The sequence below is a fragment of the Endozoicomonas sp. SCSIO W0465 genome (genome assembly GCF_023716865.1).
In the GTDB taxonomy this organism is placed as follows: Bacteria; Pseudomonadota; Gammaproteobacteria; order Pseudomonadales; family Endozoicomonadaceae; genus Endozoicomonas.
In genome coordinates this window covers 2,032,198-2,053,833 of sequence record NZ_CP092417.1, presented here as the reverse complement: position 1 = coordinate 2,053,833, position 21,636 = coordinate 2,032,198, and the positions used below count along the sequence as shown (strand labels likewise).

Here is a 21,636-nt window from a genome sequence, read left to right as displayed (position 1 = left end):
TTAACCTGTTCCAGAGATCGGTTCTGGTACTGTCGGTTATTGCAACCGGAGGGAAAGGAAGTGTGGAATGGGTCACGCTGGCATCAACTGTTCATTAATTAACTGTTCATGCACGGTATCAATGCAGGCCATCACACGACTTTCCACCGTTGCATCAACTTCGCCATGCTCGGTAATCAGACGACATCCGCCCGCTGTCAGACGATTATCCTCCCGAATAGACCAGCCTTCGGGTAGCTGTTTGACAATGGGATCTATCAGGTGACGATCCACCGGATTGATCAGCAGATGCACCTCTTTAATATCCGGAAGCATGGACAGAGAATCGGTAACCAGTTGTTGTAATGACTCTCGCGAAATCGCAAGTTCATGGTTGACTACCTGCCTGACCACCTTGCTGATCAGTTCGATCAGCGGCTGGCCTAAATGCAGCAAGGTCGATTGATGCAGGTTGGACAGTTCATTCCAGAGATTGTTCATCAGAGCCAGCCACTGCTCCGAGCGCTCTTTCTGCTGTTGCTGTGACTCATTCAATCCCGCCAGCTGTCCGGCCTGAAAACCATCTTGATAACCATCTTGATAACCATCCTGATAACCACGCTGACGGCCTTCAGCATACCCTGCGTCTTCTGCCCTGCGACGGTGGTCAAGGTGTCGTTTTCGGACTCGGCGAATGACCTCCCGCAACATGTGAAAATTAATTTGAGCAGAGGCTCCGTGACCAATGGACTGCTCCTGGCCATCATTCGACGGAGGGAACTGGTAGCGGAGGACGAAGGGCTGCTCAGGCTCCGGGGGCTCATCTCCCGGCAGCCCGGAGCCTGATAGCGCTGGCACGGCACCAGCGTCACGGGTACCATTCGGGTCAGCGTTATTGATTCCGGTGACCGGGCATAATCCTGCAGTTTTTATCATCGGGTTACTCCAGCATGACTTCATTACCACGGGGCATGTCAATCTCTCCACTTTTCAACAGGTCGTCCATCACCTTGACGATTTTTTGCCTCGCCTCTTTCACTTTACTCTGTGGAACGGCACCCAATGCCTCCATTTCTTCCCGCAGGTAGTTAGCCGCTCTTTTACTCATGGCCTGGTAAATGTGCTGGCGGACATTCTCCGCTTCCCCTTTAAGCGCCATGGTTAAATCCGATGATTCAACACTGGCAAGCAGTTTGGCCACGTTATCCACTGAAAGGTTGATGACCTGGGTAAATACCAGCATTTTTTCTTCTATTCGCCCGGCCATGGCACTGTCCGATTGCTTCAGGTTCAGGAGAGTCTGGTCTCTTAACTCAGTGTCAGAAAGATTCAGAATATTAGCAACATGTTGTTCACCGTTGACAGGCAAAAAGTGATCAATTGCCTGTTCATCAAGAAATGACTGCAAAAAGGTCACAATGGCCTGCAGGGATGCCTGGGACAAGCTACCAAGCTGGGCAATTCTTTCCAGAATGCCCTGCACCCGCTCCGGGGGAAGCAGGTTGATGACATCTGATGCCTGGTCCGATTGCAGACAGGCCAGCACCGCCGCCTGAAACTGCTCCGGCTCATCCCGGATCATGGTCGCCAGAAGCTCTGGCTTCATTAATTGCAGGCCGGTCAGTGGTTCCCGGTGACTGCCCGGCGGGTTTACCAGACAGCGAGCCTGTTCTTTACCCAATGCTTTTTGCAGGACCTGCCGCATCTGGACCTGATAATCACCCAGCAATAAACTGACATTGGCAAATGACAGCTCAAACTGACTCAGTATCATCACCAGCTGGTCACGATCCTTTACCTGCATTTTTTCCGAGTACTGGCTGATGACTCTTATTTCACCAGCTGTGAAGTGTTTTATTACGTTGGCAGCTGCCTGCTCACCGAGCAACAACAGAAAGATTGCCGCTTCCTCCTCAGAGCAGTTGGCTGCAGACAGGCTCTGTGTGGAGCGGACAGGCTGTCCGGTTGGCGCCTCAACCATCTGAATGATTCCTGTTGATCCACTCTTTTAACACTGCGGCAACTTTTTCCGGCTCATTCCGGGCCAGCCTCTGGTAGTGAGCGACCTGATCCTCCAGAGTGACGGGAGTCATCTTATCAGGAGGGATTTCACCATCAGCCACTGCTGACCTGAAAGGACCTGTTGTACCGTAGGCAGTTGCACTGTTACTTCCTGCTGGTCTCGATGACATCTCTGATGAATACCCCGATGTCAAGAAGGTGCTCCCCCGTAAAACTCGTCGACAGCCCAACACAATGAGCAAAAGGAGTGCGATCAGTAACAGCAATTGAATCACTTTGATACCGAGGTCAAGCCAGCGATAGAAACTTTTCTGGTCAGTAGTGGGCAGTGGCGGCGGGACGCTGGCAAAAGGCAGAATGGCGAGGCTCACAACGTCGCCCCTGGAAGCATCAAACCCTGCCGCCTGTTTGATCAGTGCTGTTAACCTTGCCTCGCTGTCTTGCAATGTTGTGTCAGATGTTGTGCTACCAGATGTTGTGCCGGATATTGAGTCAGGTATTTTTTCTGCTTTCAGGCTGCCATAGTCAATGACTACGGCAATGGTTAATCGCTTTAGTTGACCGGGATAACGGGTTTCATTGCTGATCTGCCGGCTCACCTCATAATTACGAATCACTTTCTGCTCACCGACGTCTTCTTGTCCGGATTCAGGTGCTTTTGTTCCGGGGGCAGGAACCTGCGGTGCCTTGGTAATGGGAGCAGGCTTATCCATCAAAAAAGGTGTACCGGACTCAATCGACTCGCTTCTTAAGACAATATTGGGGTCAAACTGCTCGGAATTTTGTTCTATTTTGTCGTAGGTCAGATCAACAGCGACATCGACCCGATAGTAGCCAGGGCCGACCACCGCATCGAGAATTTTTGCTATCTGCAGTTCAAGATGGCTTTCAATACGGGTTCTGGCGGTGAGATAACTATTTCCCATGCCGTCACTGCCGGTGATCAGCGCAGTGGCAATGGCCTGGCTGAGCAGATTGCCATATTGATCGACGACAGTAACCTCCTGTTCATTGAGCGTGGCCACACTGCCACTGACCAGACGCATGATACCTTCCACCTGATCCGGCTGAAGCCGCATGCCACTGTAGAGTTCCAGGTACACCGATGCTTTGGCGGGTGGGCTGCTCCTGAAAAAGACGCTCTGCTCAGGTATTGATAAATGGACACGGGCATAGCGAACGGCATCGATACCGCTGATTGTTTCTGATAACGACGTTTCCAGCGCACCCAGATACTGCATTTGCTCGACAAAGTGACTGCTGCCAAGGCCTGATTGCTCCGGCATCCACGGCTTTGAGCCAGTGGCAATGATGCCGCCGGCGGCCATGGCCATGCGAGCCCCTGAAAGCTGGTTGGCACGGACCATCAGTTGCCCATCATCCGGATTGATTCGGTAGCCAATCCCCTGTTTATCCAGAATATCGATGATCACTGCCATATTGTAATGCTCGCCATAGCCATACAAAGGGCGGAAATCACGATCATACCACCAGAGGGTAATATTAATCAGTGCCGCTATCAGCAAGGCACTGACCAGCATCAGTATCAGCAGCCTCTGATTGGTTCCAGAGCTTCCGGGCGTTCCTTTTAATACTGCAACAAGCCAGCCCTGCAGCTGGTGCCAGTATTTTTGCAACGCCGCACTGACACCGACTGACGATTGCAGGGAGGTGTTTTTATCCACCGTTTTTGCCCACCGTTTTTGTCCACCATTTCAGGTTTTTTGGTTCAGAGCTTTTGGATATAAACGACTACTTTGTTAAACCTGCTGATTAAATGTTTCATGATACCCCTCAACAATACGATTTCTGACCTGTATCAGCATATTCATGGTCTGACTTGCCTTCTGAACCGACATCACGGTTTCAATCAAATTATCCTGTCCCGCTTCCAGCTCAGTCATGTGTTGTTCAGCTTGCAGTAGAGTATGGTTGGTATGGTTCAGCAGGGTTGCAAAGACACGATGAAAAGGGTCTGGTTGCTCAGTGCCAGCCATAACGGGATTAATGGGAGTGAAGGGGTTTGGCAAGAACTCTGTCTGAAATGCACTGTTAGCAGGCAATATTGCGGGAATGGGCATTGATAACTTACTCACATACTTAAATAGTCGTTTATTACTTTAAACACCAAGCGAAATATTTTGATGGCCAGATTTTGATTACGGAAAATAGATCACGACAGATTGATTACGACAAATTGATTAATAAGATAGATAGTTTGATGGACGGTGCAGTTTAGAACCCTCTTAAAGATAGATTGTTTACAGGTACTTGCCATGATTAATGATGCAAAGACTCAATAAGATGAAGAACCTTCAGGTTCCTCTGCCTGGCTGCTGGTGACATCTCTCAGCAACGTAACCTCAACCCGCCTGTTTTCATAACGTCCGGCAGCCGTTGCATTACTGGCAATAGGATAACGTTCACCATGATAGCGGGTAACGATGTTAACCGGTCGGGCAATACTGGCTTCCTTCAGGTATTGTTGCAACTGGTTGCGCACAACATCAGCCCGTTTTTTTGACAGTTCCAGATTTTGTAACCGGTCAATGGTCTCATCGCTGTCCCTGAAGGGGGTATTATCACTATTACCGTCGATGGTGATTTCGTTGATGCTTTTATCAACCGCTACATAGCGTGCAGTGTCTAATAACCACTGTCGCTGGTTATTATTTAATAAATATTTTCCCAGGGCATAATGAAGATTGTATTGATGCAATTGCTGAAAGTTTCTGGGCAGGAGACTGATGATGCAGTCTGACATTTTTTCCATTGCTGGTAGCATACCCACCGTTGGAATTCTGACCTCGATATCATTACTGGCAAGACGGTTAACAATATAAACAGACAAATAACTGCGACTATCAAGCCGATCAAGCAACAGCCTGACGGGCAGCTTCAGTTTTAGTTCAAGTCCTTCCACCTGAAAATTATCGGACAATTGATAATATATGACCTGGAGTTGTTGACCGGATAGGTCGGAGGCGGTTTTGGCAGCATTTTCGTCAGATGAGCCCGGGGATTCTGAAATATAAGCTTGCCCCCATGGCTGAGGTTTGATCCAGACCTGTACGGATTCCGGGCGTGTCGGGAAGAGTGAGGATTCCAATTCAATAAACTGCTGGTGCCCTGCTTCAGCAACAATGGCAACACCGCCAAATAAAGGTACCTTCTGATATAAACGGCATTTGAAGTATTTGTCTTCATGTAGCTGCCAGTCAACATCATCCATAGCGACGTCATAGTTATAGAGGCTGGCAGAGACTGGTGAATAAACTGGTGAATAAAACAGTATTAATAATATCTGAGTTATCAGGATAACAGGATTAGCAAGCAGTTCTGACAGTAAAAACCCGATCTGTTTCATAGCGATATTCATTATGCACGCATTCTGTCCGGCAGAATGGAAAAAAAAATTGTATGGGCTACCTTTTTCAGGAGTCTGTTCATGGGAAGTATCGAATGCTTTCTACAGAGTTTAGCTCTTCGAATCGCGGTGCGAAGCACAATGTCATTCGGAGTGCAATGTCGTTCGAAGTACAGTGTCGTTCGAAGTACAGTGTCGTTCGATGCATAATGTGGTTAATGTGGTGAATATCAGTACTGACAGTGATTCAGGGCCTTTACCGCGTGGCTATCTGCATCAGATGTCCCCTTCGGTATTACAAATGACAAAGCAGTTGGAGATCCTCTCTTTGTCATTTCCTGATCAGATGTTGAAGACTCTGGCGAAAATCATTGAGAGCCCGATGGTTGGTGCCCGTTATCATTTCAATAACGATATTTACACGACGATTAATCAATTACAGAAGCTGCCCAGACAGACGCTCTACCGTTTTCAGCTCCCGTTTAGCCATCAGCATTTTTCCTCAGCAATCTGCAGTGAAATCAGCTTTGCATTTTTACTGTTAGATCAACGACTACCTGACATTCTGACGGCACTCTGTTTTGGTGGTCGCTTGTCTTCGTCTTTATCGGCTATAGGAGCTAGCGCTTCTGCGGCTGATAGCCCTGAAGACTCTGCAAAAGAAGACTCTGCAAAAAAAAAAACCTGCAAAAGACTCATCAGCCAAAGACCCGTCAACTAAAGACTCTACCCCGAACTTTACCGGAGAAACCACAAGAGGTGAGTTTACAAGAATTGGCAAACAGCTTCTGGACCAGGTTGCCAATGCGCTGGCAAAGGCCTGGCAGGAACTGTGTACGTCCTATTGCACCGTATCGGGCACCGGCATCTCTGCTTTGGCTCAATGGATGGGAGGCCCACTGTTAACGGCTGCTTCGTTCACGGACGACTGCCTGCTTAATCAGTTTGATCTTGAATTTCATGATCCGGCATTTGCCGATTCGCCGTGGTTAATCCCTGTGCTCTTCTTCACACCGGTCAATGCTTTTACCAGTGCCATGATTGAGCAAGGGGCATTGATGGGCAGGGAAACGTACCCGAGGCAGTCATGCAGAGATCATATAGCGCGGTTCCTTGCTAACATCGAAGTTGACATTACCGTTGATCTTGAGCCTCTGACTTTGCCAATGAGCCAATTATCTGGGCTGAAAGCAGGTGACGTTTTACCAATACCTCATCCGGGGAGATCACAGATGAGTGTGGAGAACGCCCTCTTGTTTCAAGGCGTTACAGGTCAGCACGGAGGTCACCTTACCGTGCGAATCAATAAGTGTTTAAAACAAGGGGAGAGCCAGTGATCAACTCCGGAGCACCCGCTGATCATGAACCATCGGCTGAGAAAGCATCGTCTACTGATAAAGAGCCTCTATCCAGTGATGACCCTTCGGTTGATAATGAGTCTTCAACGGTTATTAATCCGGATTCATCGGATGTTACCGATGTTACCAAGGGAGACACTGAGCCTGGCGCCTCCGGGCAATCCGAATTGAAGGGCTCCGATGTTCAGTCTGCTGCACAGCCTGTCAATGGTCAGGAGAGCGACCAGTCAGCAGACGTTCCTGAGGAACCTGTTAATAATGATGCAAACCAAAAGACCTCAGAATCTATAGACGATGGAAGTTCGGGATCGTTGGAATCAGCGGCTGCAGACGATGCAGAGTCCGGTTCGTATGAGAAGCCCTCAGCAGAGAAAGAGCCCTCAGCTGATAAAAAGCCCTCAGCGGATTCAGCGGATTCAGCGGATAAAGAGCCTTCAGCTGATAAAGAGCCTTCAGCTGGATTTACTTCACCAAACCTGGGGCTTGTCGGATCAGTAGAAGTCACTATGACGCTGAATGTCGGCAGCAAACGCATGGCCATTGCCGATATTCTCAACCTGCGCGAAGGGGCTGTCGTCAGTCTGAACCGTCGGGAACATGACCCACTGGATGTGATGATTAATGGGGTATTATTTGCTCGTGGCGAAGTGGTTCGGACAGGGGAATATTATGGCCTGCGTATTCTGGAAATCCTCTGATATTGATCTCTTGCCAGGTACTTCATATATCCCCGTTTATGTCCGTCGTTTCGGAATAATTGCAGGCTTGATGCTGATCGTGTCCCCGCTCTCTGAGGCATCACTTCAGCTGCCTCTGTTATCCGTCACGTCCGGTGATAACCAGCAGGATTACACCGTTAACCTGCAAATATTTTTACTATTAACGGCACTGGCCTTTCTTCCCGGCCTGCTGATGGTAACCACCAGTTTTACCCGGGTATTGATCGTGCTGGCCATACTTCGCCAGGGGCTTGGATTGCAACAGACACCGCCTACCCGGGTTCTGATTGCCTCGGCATTGATTCTGACCGGATTCATTATGAAGCCGGTATTTGACGAGATCCGGGAGCAGGCTGTCGAACCTTATCTGGAAGAGCGAATGCCATTCAGGGAAGCGATAGACGTTGCGAGCCTGCCACTGCGTCAGTTTATGCTGAAGCAAACCCGAAAGGCCGAGATGGAGCAATTTTTAGTGTTGTCTGGTGAAATTCCTGTGGTCGACGACAGTGGCGATAAGTTGGATGTGCTACCAGAGAATATTCCGTTTTCGGTACTGATGCCTGCTTTTTTGAGCAGTGAAATTAAAACCAGTCTGCAGATGGGGCTGATGATACTGATGCCATTTCTGGTCATTGATCTGCTGGTCGCCAGTATTCTTATGGCGCTTGGCATGATTATGCTCTCACCCATGCTGATCTCTCTGCCCTTTAAACTGTTGCTGTTCGTTCTGGTGGATGGCTGGAGCCTGATTATGGCGGGTACCATCAGGAGCTTTGCAATATAGTTCCACTTAACAACACAGCCTTTCGATGTGAGATACATCAATGTCACCTGACGATGCGGTCTACATGTTTGCCAATGCATTGCAGAGCGTTTCCTGGATGGCCCTGGTGCTGATTGCTCCCGGTCTTCTGGTAGGGTTGATAATCAGCATTATCCAGGCGGCAACCCAGGTCACTGAACAAACTCTGAGCTTTCTGCCCCGGCTACTCATCACTTTATTAATGCTGTCACTGTTACTGCACTGGCTGGTTCAGGAGTTGAGTGTCATCTTTATTGACTTTTTTGTTGCCATTGTGAATAGCCAGTAATTCCTATGGCTCACTCACTGGCCTCTTCTGAGCTGTCTCACCACACCATACTTTGTTTTCTGGTATTCTGTCGTGTTTCCGGGTTCATCATGACCTGTCCACTGACCCGTGACTGGTTGCCACTCACCGCACGCTTCCTGCTTGCTTTGTCACTGTCCGTGGCTGCCATGTTTCAACTGTCAACTGAAATCACCACGGACCTGTCGCTGAGCCTTGTCTTTATCGCCTGTTCCGAGTTTTTTATCGGGCTGTTATTTGGTGCGGTATTACTGATTTATTTCGGCGTGTTTACCCTGGCAGGCCATTTGACCGGCCTGCAGATGGCCCTTGGTTTTGCCGAACTGAGTGATCCTGCCAATGGCATCAGTGTCACTGTGGTTGCCCGTATCTACCAGGTGATGGCCCAGCTGCTTTTTGTTCTGATTAATGGCCATCTGCTGTTCTTTGTGGTGGTCATTGAAAGCTTCCATGCCCTACCCATCGGGCATTTTCTGACGGTGATTGATAGAACGACTGTGCTGCTCACAATGACTGGCTGGATGTTCGGGGCCGGTTTGCTCATTGCGCTGCCCGCTATTGTCTGTCTACTGATTGTCAACCTCACCTTTGGTTTCATGACACGATCTGCCCCCCAAATGAATCTGTTAACCCTCGGCTTTCCCATGATCGTGCTGGTCGGAATAGCACTGTTGAGCCTTAATATTCTGCAGGTGCCTTATGTTGTCGAACAACATATCCACTATGCACTGAAGACTCTTGGGTATCTCTTGTCTGATTAGTGCCATAAGGGGCAGTGATGAATACTGAACAGCAAGAGCAGAGCAGTGAACCCACCGAACAACCCAGTGAACGGCAGAAACAGAAAGCTCTGCAAGAAGGACAGGTCTCCCGGTCAAGGGATCTGATGATCGCCATGCAAACTGTGGCTGTTTTTTCACTGCTGGGTTTTTCCCGTTACTTTGATCAGGTCGAAACCGTTGTATCCATGCTGACTCAGGTGAATACACCATTAAACGATACTGCTGGTGCTAACGCATCGATCATGGACAGTCTGCAGGTGGCGTTTGCCCTATTTCCGGGTGTCATGATCCCTCTGTTTCTGGTTATTGCACTCAGTGTCATCGCTGGCGCCCTGATTTCCGGCCCCTTTATCTTCAGCGTCAAGGTTCTGGCCCCCAGGGCCCGGCGGATAAATCCGGTATCAGGATTGCAACGGATTTGTTCTGCTCAGGGGCTGGCAGAGGTGATACGGGCATTATTAAAAACCCTGTTATTGGCGGTGGCGCTTTTTTTGATTCTTCGCTACCAACAGCCAGAAATCATGGCACTGCGTAGCTACTATCTGCCGATAGCTGCAACCCGGGCATTACAGTTGCTATTATCCACCGGGCTGGCGCTCTCTGGTGTGCTGATGATCATTGCCGCTGTTGATGTTGTGTGGCAAAAACACCGCTTTCGCAAACAGCAGCTGCTGACACGACAGCAGGTCAAAGACAATCTAAAGAACGAAGATGGATCGCCACAAACCCGGCAGCGGATTCAACAGACCCGGCAAAAACTGGCTTCAGTGGTTCGCAAGAAGATGCTGGATGCCATTCCCGATGCCGATGTTGTTCTGACCAACCCCAGCCATTTTGCCGTGGTATTGAAATACCAGCCGGGCAGCCATCAGGCACCAGTGGTGGTGGCCCGGGGTATTGATCATATGGCAGAACTGATTATCAGTATCGGGCGTTCGGCGGGCAAGCCGGTATTAATTCAGCCCATGTTGACCCGGGCCCTGTATTACCATACGGAAATTGATCAGGAAATTGCCCCGGATTTGTATCAGGCGGTGGCAAAAATCATGGTCTACCTTTATCAACTTGACCGTTATCGCACTCATCAAAGTACCTTCTGCCCCAGCTCACCCAATATACAGATACCTGAAAAATATCAGCATTCATCCAGCACAGGAACTCATTCATGAGCAGCAATACCGGCTTGCTCCTGCCGACCTCTCCCAAACCTTCCTTATTGGCGACACCGCTATTATTGCTGGTGGTTCTGGCCATGCTAATGTTGCCCATTCCCCCATTTCTACTGGACTTCCTGTTCAGTTTTAATATTACCTTGTCGTTGATTCTGCTGATCCTTACCATTTACATAAATCGCCCTCTGGACTTTTCACTGTTCCCGACATTGTTGTTGGTCGCAACTCTGTTGCGGCTGGCCCTGAATATTGCTTCGACACGCGTGGTGCTGATCTATGGGCATGATGGCCCTTACGCTGCCGGCAAGGTTATTGAAGCATTTGGCAATGTGGTGATTGCCGGTAATTATTTTGTTGGTTTGCTGGTTTTCCTGATTCTGGTGATCGTCAACTTTGTGGTGATTACCAAAGGTGGCAGTCGCATATCGGAAGTCACTGCCCGCTTTGTTCTGGATTCGATGCCGGGCAAGCAGATGGCCATTGATGCTGATCTGAACTCCGGCGTGATTGATCACAATGAGGCCAGGTTGAAACGGGAAGATATTACCCGTGAAGCTGATTTTTATGGCGCCATGGACGGTGCCAGCAAATTTGTCCGTGGTGATGCCATTGCCGGGTTGATGATTTTACTGATCAATATTCTGGGGGGAGTGACCATTGGCATCTGGCAATATGACATGAGCCTTACCGAAGCCACACAGCTTTATGGGTTGATGACCATTGGTGATGGGCTGGTCGCCCAGATTCCTTCCCTGCTGCTGTCCACGGCGGCTGCCATTATGGTTACCCGGATATCCGGGGCGGTGGACATGAATCAGCAGGTTCGACAGGAAATCATAGGACAACCCAAGGCGTTGATGGTCGCTGCCGCTGTACTGGTGGTTATTGGTTTGGTACCGGGAATGCCTCATGTAGCCTTTGTCATACCCGGCTTATTGATGGTGTTGTTTATCTATCGACGTATATCTGTTGAAAGAAGGATTGAACGGGATAAGGTACTTGATAGCAAAGACGATGAGAGCAGTATCACTTCAAGGGAACGGCTTACCTGGCAAGATATATCAGTCATTGATCCCATTGGTCTGAATATTGGCTATCGGGTGATCTCACTGTTGAGCCCGGACAACCCCGGGGCGAATGGTGAATTAGCTATGCAGATCAGGCACCTGCGACGGGAAGTGTCAGAACAATACGGTTTTCTGATCCCGATGATCCATCTACGTGACAACCTGAACCTCGACCCTGACAGTTATTCTATTCAGCTTCATAATGTTGCCGTCGATCATTTTACACTGCACATAGACCATCTACTGGCCATTGCTATGGAGAATGCCCGGCCCCTGCCGTTTGGTCCTCCGGTCAAAGACCCCAGTTATGGCCTGACAGCTTACTGGATTCCACTGACAGAACGGGAGGCATCAATACAGGCAGGCTATACCGTGGTTGATTGCTCCACCGTGATTACCACCCATGTTGGCAAGGTGATAGAAAATCATGTTGATGAACTGTTCGGGTTCGAAGAGACTCAAGGGTGGCTGGCTCATCTCCGACAAATCTCACCGAAGTTATGCGACGAACTGGTTCCCGATAAACTCCCTCCGGGAATGCTGATGCAGGTTCTGAAACGACTACTGACTGATAATATCTCGATTGCTGACAGTCCGCGTATTGCTGCCACCTTACTGGCGACGACAGAGCCACAACAGGATATTCTGGCGCTGGTGCGCCAGGTTCGTATCACGTTACGACGACAAATTATCGAACCACTGATCAATCATCAGTCCATACCGGAACAGCTTGCGGTGTTTACCCTGTCCCACGAACTGGAAAAAATGCTGTTGCTGGCCAGGGAACAGGCCAAACGGGATCCGCAGTTTTCAGAAGCATCTTTCGTTATCGAGCCCAGCCTGTCGATGCAACTGCAAAACAATATTCCAGAGTTGATTCGACAGGCTCATAACAAACAGGTGGAACCAGTGTTGCTGGTCGCACCGCAACTCTGGCCTCTGCTCTCCCGGTATCGTCGGATTGCACAACACCGCTCATTAACCATACTGACCTTTCAGGAGATCCCTGATGACCTCCAGGTGGAAATCATCGGGCAACTGGGGTGAGTTGATTTCTGCTGTAACCTGGCACCACCTGGCTCCATCATCATGGCGCTGTCCGGGACAGCCTCTGCTTTATTCAGGTTCTTCTATTACCGTCTCTTTTCTTTCTTGAGCAGCCCATTGCGTGAATACACGTCAACAGGATCTATAACGCTGCCGGTGATATGGCATCATGAGATTCGATGCTTTCAACTGCTTTCATTATCTGCTGCTTTAGCCATGCCAGACCGGGGTCTTTATCCCTGAGTGGATGCCAGGCCAGCAGGTGGCGATACGTCAGTTCATTGCTGGCGATCGGGTAGTAAATAAAGCCGAATTGTTGTTGATAATATCGGGCAATGGCGGAAGGCAAGGCGGTTACCAGGCCAAGCTTTTTCATCAGCACAGGAACCGCAACAAAACCGGATGTTCTAATAGCAATATTTCGTTCAATTCCCTGCCGCAGACACCACGCATCCAAAAGCGCCTGTGAATGTCCCCAACTGGATGGGTAGATAAACTTTAAGGATTCAATCGAATCAACAGTGATGACACCCTGACTATTATCTAGTTCTCGTCCAAAAACACAACCAATTGAAAACTGTAGATTTTATCCTGAAAAATTAAGTGGAGCCCTACTGCTATCTGGCGACTAAACTTCCCAAGAGCAAGAAACATAAGGGATTGCCAAAAACAGAGGACTCCAAATGCGCAAAAAACGCAACCCGCAGTGTAGTATGGAACTCCATTACGTACCTCATGAAATCTGCTCCCAGCTTTCCGGTATCTCGCAATGGCTTGACGCCCATCCACAGTTCAATGACTGGATTTATGAGGACTTAAGTTCTGGTGATAAACAGAACACTGGGCGGAACGGACTATCAGCAGAATCCGTTCTTCGTGCGGCACTCCTGAAACAGTATTTGAATTGTGATTATGACTACTTGTCGTTTGTTTTGATGGACTCCATGCTCTTTCGAGACTTTTGTCGCCTCGAACCAAACCAGCGCCCCAGTCGCTCCAGTTTGCATGGGCTCATCAGCCTTCTTACTGCATCTACATGGGAACGGATTAATAACTGTCAGCTAATGACCGCTAAAGATCAGGGTATTGAAAAAGGGCGCACTGTGGCTATTGACAGCACAGTCACCGAATCGGATATCAAACCTCCTTGCGACAGTGATCTTTTAGCCAGTTCCGTTAAAGAAATTTGTCGGCTGCTGGAACGGGGACAAACACTGACAGCGACACCGCTTTATGAATATACCCATCACAACCGAGCCGTAAAAGATGCGGCCAGAAAATGCATCTACGCTGGCAAAGAAGAGCGGCATCAGCATTATAAAAAACTGCTGCAGTTGACCCGAAAATCCCGGAAGGTACTTATCGAAGCTACTGTCACGCTAGCAAACGCCCGTCAGCAGGGGCAGTGTCTCCTGGCTGATGATGCCGACAAGTGGCAGGCCGATGTGGATCACCTGTTACCCCTGGTGGATGCAATAGTCTCCCAGACAGAGCGCAGGGTCTTTAAGGGTGAAAAGGTGCCAGCCCAGGAAAAAGTGGTTAGCCTGTATGAACCCCATACGGATATCATCGTAAAAGACAGGCGGCAAGTACAGTATGGCCATAAACTGAACCTGGTTCAGGGAAAAAGTCGATTGATCCTGGACCTGGTTATTGAGGAAGGTAACCCAGCGGATTCGGACCAATTCATTCCGATGATGGAAAGACAAAAAGAAATTTATGGTCGTGTACCTCGCCAGACAAGCGGTGACGGCGGATACGCGTGTCGCGCTAATTTGGAAAAAGCCAAGGCCATGGGAATCAGCGATGTAGCTTTTAATAAGAAGCGCGGACTTGAAGTCGAAGAGATGACTAAAAGTCAGTATGTGTATAAAACGCTCTTTCGCTTCCGGGCAGGTATTGAAGCGGGAATTTCGTGGCTAAAGAGATGTTTTGGGCTATCACGTTGCCACTGCAAGGGTTCTGAGCGTTTTGATTCTCATTGCTGGTTATCGGTGGTCTGTTACAACCTGGTGATTCTGGCCAGACACCCGGCACCATCCTGATAGCCACCTCCACGCTACATGAAAGTACCTTTCCAGCATGGTGGGAGGATGTTTTCTGCCTGCTTTTCGCGTTTTTCTCCAATATCCGTCCCAGATTAGAGAAAAAAAGGGAAGAGTTTTTGCGGCTCTCTGGAATTTCAGGAAATATCAAAACGAACGTACAATCTAATTATGATTGCCTGATGCGTTTTTGGACGAGAACTATCTATGGGCTCAGGCGCAATCACCACCAGCTGTTCGGTCATGATACTGGCGGTTTTTAATGATTTTGCCAGTCGCCCCAATGTTTCAAAACCAATAACCAGATCAATCGTGCCAGAATCCAGCTCCCTTGCGTAATCCGTTGCTTTAAGGCCTTCTATCTCAATGGTAATCTCAGGGGCCAGCCGGGCTATTCGCTCCATGAGAACCGGCAACAAGACCAGTTCGACATAGTCGCCACCGGCAAGGCGAAACCTGGCTTTGCTCCGGGCCGGTTCGAACACCGGCTTGCTGTTAATACTTTGTTCCAGCAGGAGCATTGCCTGTCGAACCAGTGGCGAGATCAGTTTGGCTTGCTCAGTTGGCGCCATGCCCCCATAAACCGGCACGAAAAGATCATCATTAAATTGTCGTCTAAGTCGGGAAAGGGCATGACTGATCGTCGACTGTGAGAGATGCAGCTTCTGTGCAACCCGGCTGACACTGCCTTCTATCATCAACAGGTCGAAAACTCTCAATAAATTCAGATCAATGCGGTTCAGGTCACTCATGGCAGGTACAAAATGGATGGAAGAATTGGCTTGGCATAAAGTATCGATACAGTGCATGGCCGGATGATGAGGTTTCATTGTATCAATAGATTGTCGTTGCATAAAATCCGCGCAATTTTGGTTTCAGGCGCTTGTGCGAGATATTCGGATGTTAAGAAATTATCTCTTTCTCCTCGGTATCGGGGTTATCTGGGGATCCCAGTTTATTTTTCAGCAAATGGCAGTCGCTGACCTTTCTCCGGTGTGGGTCGGTGCCGGTCGTTCACTGATTGGCTTCCTGTCTCTGGTCATCATTTGCCAGTTGATGAAGGTCAAAAGCAACGGTGGCCAATGGTTTAAGTTCAGCCTGATTGGCCTGCTGGAAGCGACGATTCCTTTTATTTTGGTGGCCTGGGGGCAGCAATACCTCGATACAGCCATTGCTGCCATTTTGATGGGCACTATACCCTTCTTTACGGTCATTCTGGCTCCTCTGCTTATCAAAGGGGAACGGATCACTTTTGCCGGTATTGGCAGTGTACTGTTAGGTTTTTCCGGCCTGGTAATGCTGTTTTATCCTGAGTTGATGTCTGGCAGCAGTACGACCAATCTGATGGCGGCGGGCGCTATTATCCTTGCTTCAGCCTGTTTTGCCGTTGCGCTTTTGTTACTGAAGGGGGTGGAGAACGAGCATCCACTGATCGTTGCCAGAAATATTCTCGGTAGTGCTTCAGTACAAATCATTCTCTTTGCCATGATTGTGGCCCCGGTAACCGAAATGACACCAACCGCCTCCAGCCTGATGGCCGTCACTTATCTGGGTACGCTGTGCGCTGGTCTGGTGTATTTCCTGTATATGTTGCTGATTCGTGATGCCGGGCCGGTGTTTGCTTCACTGAATAACTACCTGGTCCCCATGATTGGCGTTTTACTGGGCGCGACCATCAATGGTGAAGCCTTGTCAGTTCATATCTGGGCAGCCCTTGCCACCATTATGATGGCTGTGGCCTTTAATCAGATATTTTCCGGCAAGTCTGCCACCGGCAGTGCATCAGAAAGGGTGTCAGAAAGGGTGTCAGAAAGGGTGTCAGAAAGGGTGTCCGCAGAGGGCATGTTACCCGCCAAATAGGTTCCGGCTTTTATCTGTCCAAACGAAAGAAAACACTGCATGTTGATTCAGATTGTATTGAATCCCGGCATGCAGTTTCTGGTCATGAACCCGGGCCAGAACATTTCTGGTCCGTAATATTGCTGGCATAGTGTCTGATATAGTGGTAACCCGCAGACAAAAACATCGGATCATGCTTGCATGCTGAACTGCTTTCCTTATAATCAGCGCGTCTGGTGAGGGATGAAGCTCTTCTTCCTTATCACGATTTTGATGGTGGGCGTAGCTCAGTTGGCAGAGCTCCGGATTGTGATTCCGGCGGTCGAGGGTTCGAGCCCCTTCGCCCACCCCATCTTTTTCCTTTCTTGCTATATTTTCAGATTTTAACATTCCCACAACTATCGTCACACCTGCACACTTCGTAAGTGTGTCGTATTCTGCCTGATAAAAATCATACCCTCTCTGCCAAACAGGTGGCCAGGTCGCATCTGTGTTAATGTCCTTACAACAGGGTCTTGGATAAGAATAACCCTGTTCCTGCATTTGGTCGGGTTCTGGTTCATTAGTAAGGTGGGATAATTCATGCGCATGAGCAGGATAATCGGACATCGAGGTCTGGCAGGAAAAGCCCCGGAAAATACCGAGGCTGGCATTAGGCTGGCTGCTGAGCAGGGGCTGAAATGGATAGAGGTGGATGTCACTCTGCTTGGTGATGGAACCCCTGTACTTTTTCATGACCGTCGACTGAACCGTACAACCAATAAAAAAGGTCGGGTGACGTCGTTAACCTGCTCCGAGCTGGAAACAATAGATGTGGGCAGCTGGTTTTCTGAGCAATTTTCGGGTGAGCGGATTCCTCAACTTGGAGCGGCTCTTAAGCTCATAAAAAAACTTGGGCTTGGTCTGAACCTTGAGCTGAAAACCAATGGCTGTTCAGAGCCGAGGCTGGTAGAAGCGGTATTAAAGACCGTTGCTGAGGTTGAATTTCCAACGGATCGGCTTCTGGTTTCCAGCTTTAATTACCGGGCACTTGTTCATTTTTCAGATCGTTCCGATATTCAGGTTGGCTGTTTATTTGAACGGTTGCCACTGAACTGGCACAAAAAAGCACTGCGGGTCAATGCCGTATCCATTCACCTCCATGGTAAGAGGACTACCAAGAGACAGATTTCACAAGTGAAGTCCCGGGGTTATGAGCTTTATTGTTATACAGTTAATTCTCTGACGTTTGCCAGGCAGCTTACCGGCTATGGTGTTGATGGTGTCTTTTCGGATTTCCCTTTACTGCACTGAAGAATTTTACTCACAACCTGATGATTACGAGGGATTTCTGAAACGCAATAACATATTGGTTAGTGATTCTGGACATGACCTGTCGAATGATTCAGGGCGCTATGTTACTTCGTCCGGCCTGTAATTCCGAATTAATGATCCGTGTTACAGATGCTTTAACTAAAACGAAGGTACATATCAGTCCTGTAAAATTTTATATGAGGAAATAAATGTGGAACCCGTATCTCGAGATCAGGTTAATCCATATGGAGTTGTTGCCACTGCCAATAAAAGTTCTGAGAAAATTGAGAAGAATGACAATAGGGGTATTTGGCGAAGCAATCCTGGCGGTAATCGATTGGTTTGCGAAAAATCATCATCTACCGCAAATGATCCGAATCGTGCCGGATTGAGTGGTGATGCCAGTGAGTCAGGTGACAGGTGGACAGAAGTCAATAAGCACACGGATCGGGCGGGGCTACTGACTTCACAACCCGGTACATCAGGAGGACAGTCCGGGTTGGAGGGGAAACGTGTTGTTGCCTGTGATCCACCCAATCATCTTGCCAGAAGGCCTCAGAGTGAGTGGATACAATATTCTGAAGATGTTGAAAAGGGAGAAAAAATCTGGAATCAATGTTTTGAAGAACAGGTTGCACGCATCCCTGAGTTAATAAACTCAGGCAGCGATATGGCAACAATTTTTGAAGATACGGTACGTTTTCGAAAAAAGATCGAAGATCAAAGAAACCCGCACGATAACGGAAATTTCAGGTTTGGGTACAATCGAAGTGCAGGTCCAATAGAAATACAAACCGAGATTTGGGGGCGAAAATGGAAGCGGAAAATTTGGCCGATTGCCTTCACCGGCGTATCAGATCAAACGGCCTATGCCTACAAGCAAGACCAGGTTGTATCACTTTGCCGGGATCGGCAGTGCCATAAGCATAACCAAAAAGATTTGGCTCAAATCACCACGATGTGTAAAGACGTTTTTGGTGATCATCATCATGAAACTATTGTTGAACATTCAAGTTTTCGTCTCGTCAAAGGGAAAAATAATGATGGCCAGATGATTCCGCTCACCCTGTTTGTCTGCGCTGACCTAAGCTCGGAAGCAACACATCGCTTTGAGATTGACGGTATTTTTCCTAAAAGTAAAAAAAAGCCAAACGGTACCCTCATGATCCATACCGATTTCAAAAAGTTACCGGTATGGATGGAACACTGTATGCAGCTGGGGACAAAAATTATCGCCGGTGAGCTTAATCTGATACCTCATCTGCATTGGGCATTGGTGCATTCATCGGTAACAGGCAGAGGCTCTGGCGGGATTGCCGAGATGTTGGTTCATGGGTTATGCCGCTATCATGGTATATCCCTGCCCGGCTGGAAAGAAGGTGTTGCACCATCACTGGAGGCGTTGTGTGAACCAGAGGTCGAGGCCTTTGCCGAACACTACCTTGACCTTTTTGAGTCAGTGACCCCTGAAATGCAGGAGAAGCTGGGTTCTGCGTCTTCCGGTGGGCGGAAGTAATCAATTTTGGTCATTTGACGGGTGAAAAAAGCAGATAAATGAACAGGTCAGAGCGTATGGCCTGTTCAGGTAACCGCTATAGCTCGTCCACTTCCCTCAGGTATTTGAACAGTTTCCTTGCCGCTGCTGGTAGCTTGTCCTGAGCGGCTTCTTTCTGGGCATTGCGAACCAGTTGGCGGATATGCTGGTGGTCCGCTTCCGGGTAATGCTCCAGGTATTCAGTTAATGTGCTGTGGCCATCATCGTCCCGGATAAGCTGATCACGCCATCTTTCCAATTGATGGAACCGGCGGTTGTACTCCTCACTGGAAGAGTCCAACTGGTTCAGAAGCTCCATTATTGGCTCAATGTCCTGATCCGCCATCAGCTTACCAATAAAGCCCAGATGGCGCTTTCTGGCATTGTTGCTTTTGATGCGCTTGCTCTCATTCAATGCTTCACGCAGGCGATCGTTCAGAGGCAACTTATCCAGCAATGCCGGTTTAAGTTCCATCAGACGGGCACCCATATGCTTCAGTTCTTCCATGTCCCGCTTCAGCTCAGATTTGCTGACATAGATGATTTCTTCGGTTTCTTCATCGTCCCAGGCTTCCTGGATACGACGGTTCTTTTTACTCATAGAGAATGGCCATAGATGGGAATCTGCAGATTACATGACGTTGCTGATAAAGCAGTTCCATGGATGGAAAAATAGACACAGTTTTTACTATCTTACTTCAGAATGCAGCTCAATTGGGATGTTTTTCCCCGGCAAATCAAAGTGTGTTTAATTAAGCATCTAACTGATGCATTCTTAACTTTACAGCGGCACAATAGTCATAAAACCTTACAGTCATAAACCCCTACAGCCATAACAAAACAGATCAGGTGGAATCATGGGCGAATCTTCCAATGCAGTACTGGACCCACACAGTGAAGAGACCAGACTGAAAACACTGGCCAGTGATATTCTGGCTGAGGCCGCCAGACAGGGAGCGGATGCCTGTGAAGTCGGCATCAGTATGGATGCCGGCCTGTCGGCCAGCGTTCGCATGGGCGATGTTGAAACAGTTGAGTTTAACCGTGACCAGGGGCTGGGTATCACCGTCTATCTGGGCAAGCGAAAAGGCTCTGCCACTACCTCTGACAGCAGCGCAAAGGCAATCCGTGAAACGGTAAAAGCCGCCTGCGATATTGCCCGCTACGCTTCCGAAGACCCTTATGCAGGGCTGGCTGATAAAGCGTTAATGGCTGATGGTGATGCGTTGCCTGATCTTGACCTGTACCACCCATGGGGAATTGATGCCCAGCAGGCGATTGATCTGGCCATGCAATGTGAAGATGCCGGCCGCGCTTTCAGTCCTAAAATTGTGAATTCCGATGGTGCCAGTGTCTCTAGCCATCAGGGTTGTCGTGTGTATGGCAACAGCAACGGGTTTATTGGCAGTTATGTTTCCAGTCGCCACAGTCTGAGCGCGGTGTTGATTGGCGCGCAGGGTGACGAGATGCAGCGGGATTACTGGTACACAGTAAACCGTAATGCCAACGAGCTGGAAAAAGCCGTTGCTGTTGGCAAGAAAGCCGCCGAGCGCACGGTCTGCAGACTGGGAGCCCGGAAAGTAGGCACTGCCGAAGTACCCGTACTGTTTGCACCGGAGGTGGCTGCCGGTCTTATTGCTCATTTCCTGGGGGCGATCAGTGGTGGCAGCCTTTATCGCCAGGCTTCTTTCCTGCTGGATCACCTGGGTAAACCGGTGTTCCCTGAATGGATGCGTATTTATGAACAACCGTTGTTGAAAAGCAGGATGGGTTCCGCCAGTTTTGACAATGATGGTCTGGCGACCTACGCCAAGGACTTTATTACTGACGGCGTGCTGCAGCATTATATTTTAAGTACCTACTCTGCACGAAAGCTGGGGATGGACAGTACTGCCAACGCCGGGGGTGTTAACAACCTGTTTGTGCAAAGCAATGCAGGAGACTTTGATGCGTTGCTGAAACAGATGGGCACCGGGTTACTGGTTACTGAGCTTATGGGACAAGGGGTTAATACGGTGACCGGAGACTATTCCCGGGGTGCTGGTGGCTTCTGGGTAGAAAATGGTCACATTCAGTTTCCGGTTTCAGAAGTGACCGTTGCCGGGAATCTGAAGGACATCTACCGGAACATTGTTGCCGTGGGTAATGATGTGGATACCCGTGGGAATATCCAGACCGGTTCAGTTCTGATCAGCCGTATGAAACTGGCTGGCGAATAATCAAACAACAAAGGCACGAGATCACACTATTGATGAAACATTGTGCCCTCGTGTCTTTGTGACAATGAAGCAATTTCAGCCATA

General features: G+C 48.9%; 21 protein-coding genes and 1 tRNA gene. 14 read left to right on the top strand and 8 right to left on the bottom strand.

The genetic code is table 11. The features are described 5' to 3' along the window. Window positions 1-72: 72 nt before the first annotated feature. The 5 genes from MJO57_RS08925 to MJO57_RS08905 form a co-directional block, all read right to left on the bottom strand. Complete coding sequence (locus tag MJO57_RS08925) at window positions 73-915, bottom strand: FliH/SctL family protein (RefSeq protein ID WP_252024651.1); 843 nt, start codon at window positions 913-915, stop codon at window positions 73-75. A 4-nt stretch (window positions 916-919) separates the two neighbouring features. Continuing rightward, window positions 920-1,960, bottom strand: a complete 1,041-nt coding sequence (locus tag MJO57_RS08920) for a flagellar motor switch protein FliG (protein ID WP_252024649.1) — start codon at window positions 1,958-1,960, stop codon at window positions 920-922. Next, complete coding sequence (gene fliF / locus MJO57_RS08915; RefSeq protein ID WP_252024647.1) at window positions 1,953-3,686, bottom strand: flagellar basal-body MS-ring/collar protein FliF; 1,734 nt, start codon at window positions 3,684-3,686, stop codon at window positions 1,953-1,955. Before fliF ends, MJO57_RS08920 begins: the two co-directional genes overlap by 8 nt. A 75-nt stretch (window positions 3,687-3,761) precedes the next feature. Further along, window positions 3,762-4,097 (bottom strand): flagellar hook-basal body complex protein FliE, encoded by a 336-nt coding sequence (locus tag MJO57_RS08910; RefSeq protein WP_252024645.1) that lies wholly within the window; start codon window positions 4,095-4,097, stop codon window positions 3,762-3,764. A gap of 200 nt (window positions 4,098-4,297) precedes the next feature. Further along, window positions 4,298-5,380: an OmpA family protein gene (locus MJO57_RS08905; protein ID WP_252024643.1), complete on the bottom strand. Its 1,083-nt coding sequence runs from the start codon at window positions 5,378-5,380 to the stop codon at window positions 4,298-4,300. A gap of 190 nt (window positions 5,381-5,570) precedes the next feature. Between MJO57_RS08905 and MJO57_RS08900 the strand changes: the two genes are divergently transcribed. From MJO57_RS08900 to MJO57_RS08865, 8 genes are all read left to right on the top strand, one after another. After that, on the top strand, window positions 5,571-6,089 hold the full coding sequence (locus MJO57_RS08900) for a hypothetical protein (protein WP_252024641.1): 519 nt from the start codon (window positions 5,571-5,573) through the stop codon (window positions 6,087-6,089). A 154-nt stretch (window positions 6,090-6,243) separates the two neighbouring features. Further along, window positions 6,244-6,705: a FliM/FliN family flagellar motor switch protein gene (locus MJO57_RS08895; protein WP_252024639.1), complete on the top strand. Its 462-nt coding sequence runs from the start codon at window positions 6,244-6,246 to the stop codon at window positions 6,703-6,705. Beyond that, entirely contained in the window at window positions 6,702-7,424 is a 723-nt protein-coding gene (locus tag MJO57_RS08890; protein WP_252024637.1) for a FliM/FliN family flagellar motor switch protein, read from the top strand. The genes MJO57_RS08895 and MJO57_RS08890 overlap by 4 nt, the downstream gene beginning before the upstream one ends. Next, window positions 7,396-8,229, top strand: coding sequence for a flagellar type III secretion system pore protein FliP (fliP, locus tag MJO57_RS08885; RefSeq protein WP_252024635.1), 834 nt, complete (start codon window positions 7,396-7,398; stop codon window positions 8,227-8,229). Before MJO57_RS08890 ends, fliP begins: the two co-directional genes overlap by 29 nt. A gap of 40 nt (window positions 8,230-8,269) precedes the next feature. After that, window positions 8,270-8,536, top strand: a complete 267-nt coding sequence (locus tag MJO57_RS08880; RefSeq protein ID WP_252024633.1) for a flagellar biosynthetic protein FliQ — start codon at window positions 8,270-8,272, stop codon at window positions 8,534-8,536. Window positions 8,537-8,541: 5 nt separating this feature from the next. Beyond that, window positions 8,542-9,315 carry a flagellar biosynthetic protein FliR gene (fliR, locus tag MJO57_RS08875; RefSeq protein ID WP_252024631.1) on the top strand — a complete coding sequence of 258 codons (774 nt, stop codon included), beginning with the start codon at window positions 8,542-8,544 and terminating at the stop codon, window positions 9,313-9,315. Window positions 9,316-9,332: 17 nt separating this feature from the next. Next, window positions 9,333-10,505 carry a flagellar biosynthesis protein FlhB gene (locus MJO57_RS08870; protein WP_252024629.1) on the top strand — a complete coding sequence of 391 codons (1,173 nt, stop codon included), beginning with the start codon at window positions 9,333-9,335 and terminating at the stop codon, window positions 10,503-10,505. Further along, window positions 10,502-12,622, top strand: a complete 2,121-nt coding sequence (locus tag MJO57_RS08865; protein WP_252024626.1) for a flagellar biosynthesis protein FlhA — start codon at window positions 10,502-10,504, stop codon at window positions 12,620-12,622. Before MJO57_RS08870 ends, MJO57_RS08865 begins: the two co-directional genes overlap by 4 nt. A gap of 142 nt (window positions 12,623-12,764) precedes the next feature. On the opposite strand, the gene MJO57_RS08860 is transcribed toward MJO57_RS08865, so the two are convergent. Then, entirely contained in the window at window positions 12,765-13,148 is a 384-nt protein-coding gene (locus tag MJO57_RS08860) for a LysR substrate-binding domain-containing protein (RefSeq protein WP_256493337.1), read from the bottom strand. Between the two features lie 157 nt (window positions 13,149-13,305). Here MJO57_RS08860 and MJO57_RS08855 point away from each other — a divergent pair, with 157 nt between their 5' ends. Then, entirely contained in the window at window positions 13,306-14,667 is a 1,362-nt protein-coding gene (locus MJO57_RS08855) for an ISNCY family transposase (RefSeq protein ID WP_252017318.1), read from the top strand. Window positions 14,668-14,804: 137 nt separating this feature from the next. Here the strand turns inward: MJO57_RS08855 and MJO57_RS08850 are convergent, their stop codons facing one another. Continuing rightward, entirely contained in the window at window positions 14,805-15,521 is a 717-nt protein-coding gene (locus MJO57_RS08850; protein ID WP_252024624.1) for a LysR family transcriptional regulator, read from the bottom strand. A gap of 46 nt (window positions 15,522-15,567) precedes the next feature. Between MJO57_RS08850 and MJO57_RS08845 the strand changes: the two genes are divergently transcribed. The 4 genes from MJO57_RS08845 (at window position 15,568) to MJO57_RS08830 (ending at window position 19,315) form a co-directional block, all read left to right on the top strand. Then, window positions 15,568-16,527, top strand: coding sequence for a DMT family transporter (locus MJO57_RS08845; RefSeq protein WP_256493258.1), 960 nt, complete (start codon window positions 15,568-15,570; stop codon window positions 16,525-16,527). Between the two features lie 255 nt (window positions 16,528-16,782). Further along, window positions 16,783-16,858: transfer RNA gene (locus MJO57_RS08840), tRNA-His, on the top strand. A gap of 236 nt (window positions 16,859-17,094) precedes the next feature. Next, window positions 17,095-17,799, top strand: coding sequence for a glycerophosphoryl diester phosphodiesterase (locus tag MJO57_RS08835; protein ID WP_252024620.1), 705 nt, complete (start codon window positions 17,095-17,097; stop codon window positions 17,797-17,799). A 211-nt stretch (window positions 17,800-18,010) separates the two neighbouring features. Further along, window positions 18,011-19,315: a hypothetical protein gene (locus MJO57_RS08830; RefSeq protein WP_252024618.1), complete on the top strand. Its 1,305-nt coding sequence runs from the start codon at window positions 18,011-18,013 to the stop codon at window positions 19,313-19,315. Window positions 19,316-19,391: 76 nt separating this feature from the next. On the opposite strand, the gene yjgA is transcribed toward MJO57_RS08830, so the two are convergent. Next, the gene (yjgA, locus tag MJO57_RS08825) at window positions 19,392-19,934 is read right to left on the bottom strand and encodes a ribosome biogenesis factor YjgA (protein ID WP_252024616.1); all 543 of its coding nucleotides are present in this window, start codon (window positions 19,932-19,934) and stop codon (window positions 19,392-19,394) included. 256 nt (window positions 19,935-20,190) lie between these two features. On the opposite strand from yjgA, the gene pmbA reads away from it, so the two are divergent. Continuing rightward, the gene (gene pmbA / locus MJO57_RS08820; RefSeq protein WP_252024614.1) at window positions 20,191-21,552 is read left to right on the top strand and encodes a metalloprotease PmbA; all 1,362 of its coding nucleotides are present in this window, start codon (window positions 20,191-20,193) and stop codon (window positions 21,550-21,552) included. Window positions 21,553-21,636 lie beyond the last annotated feature (84 nt).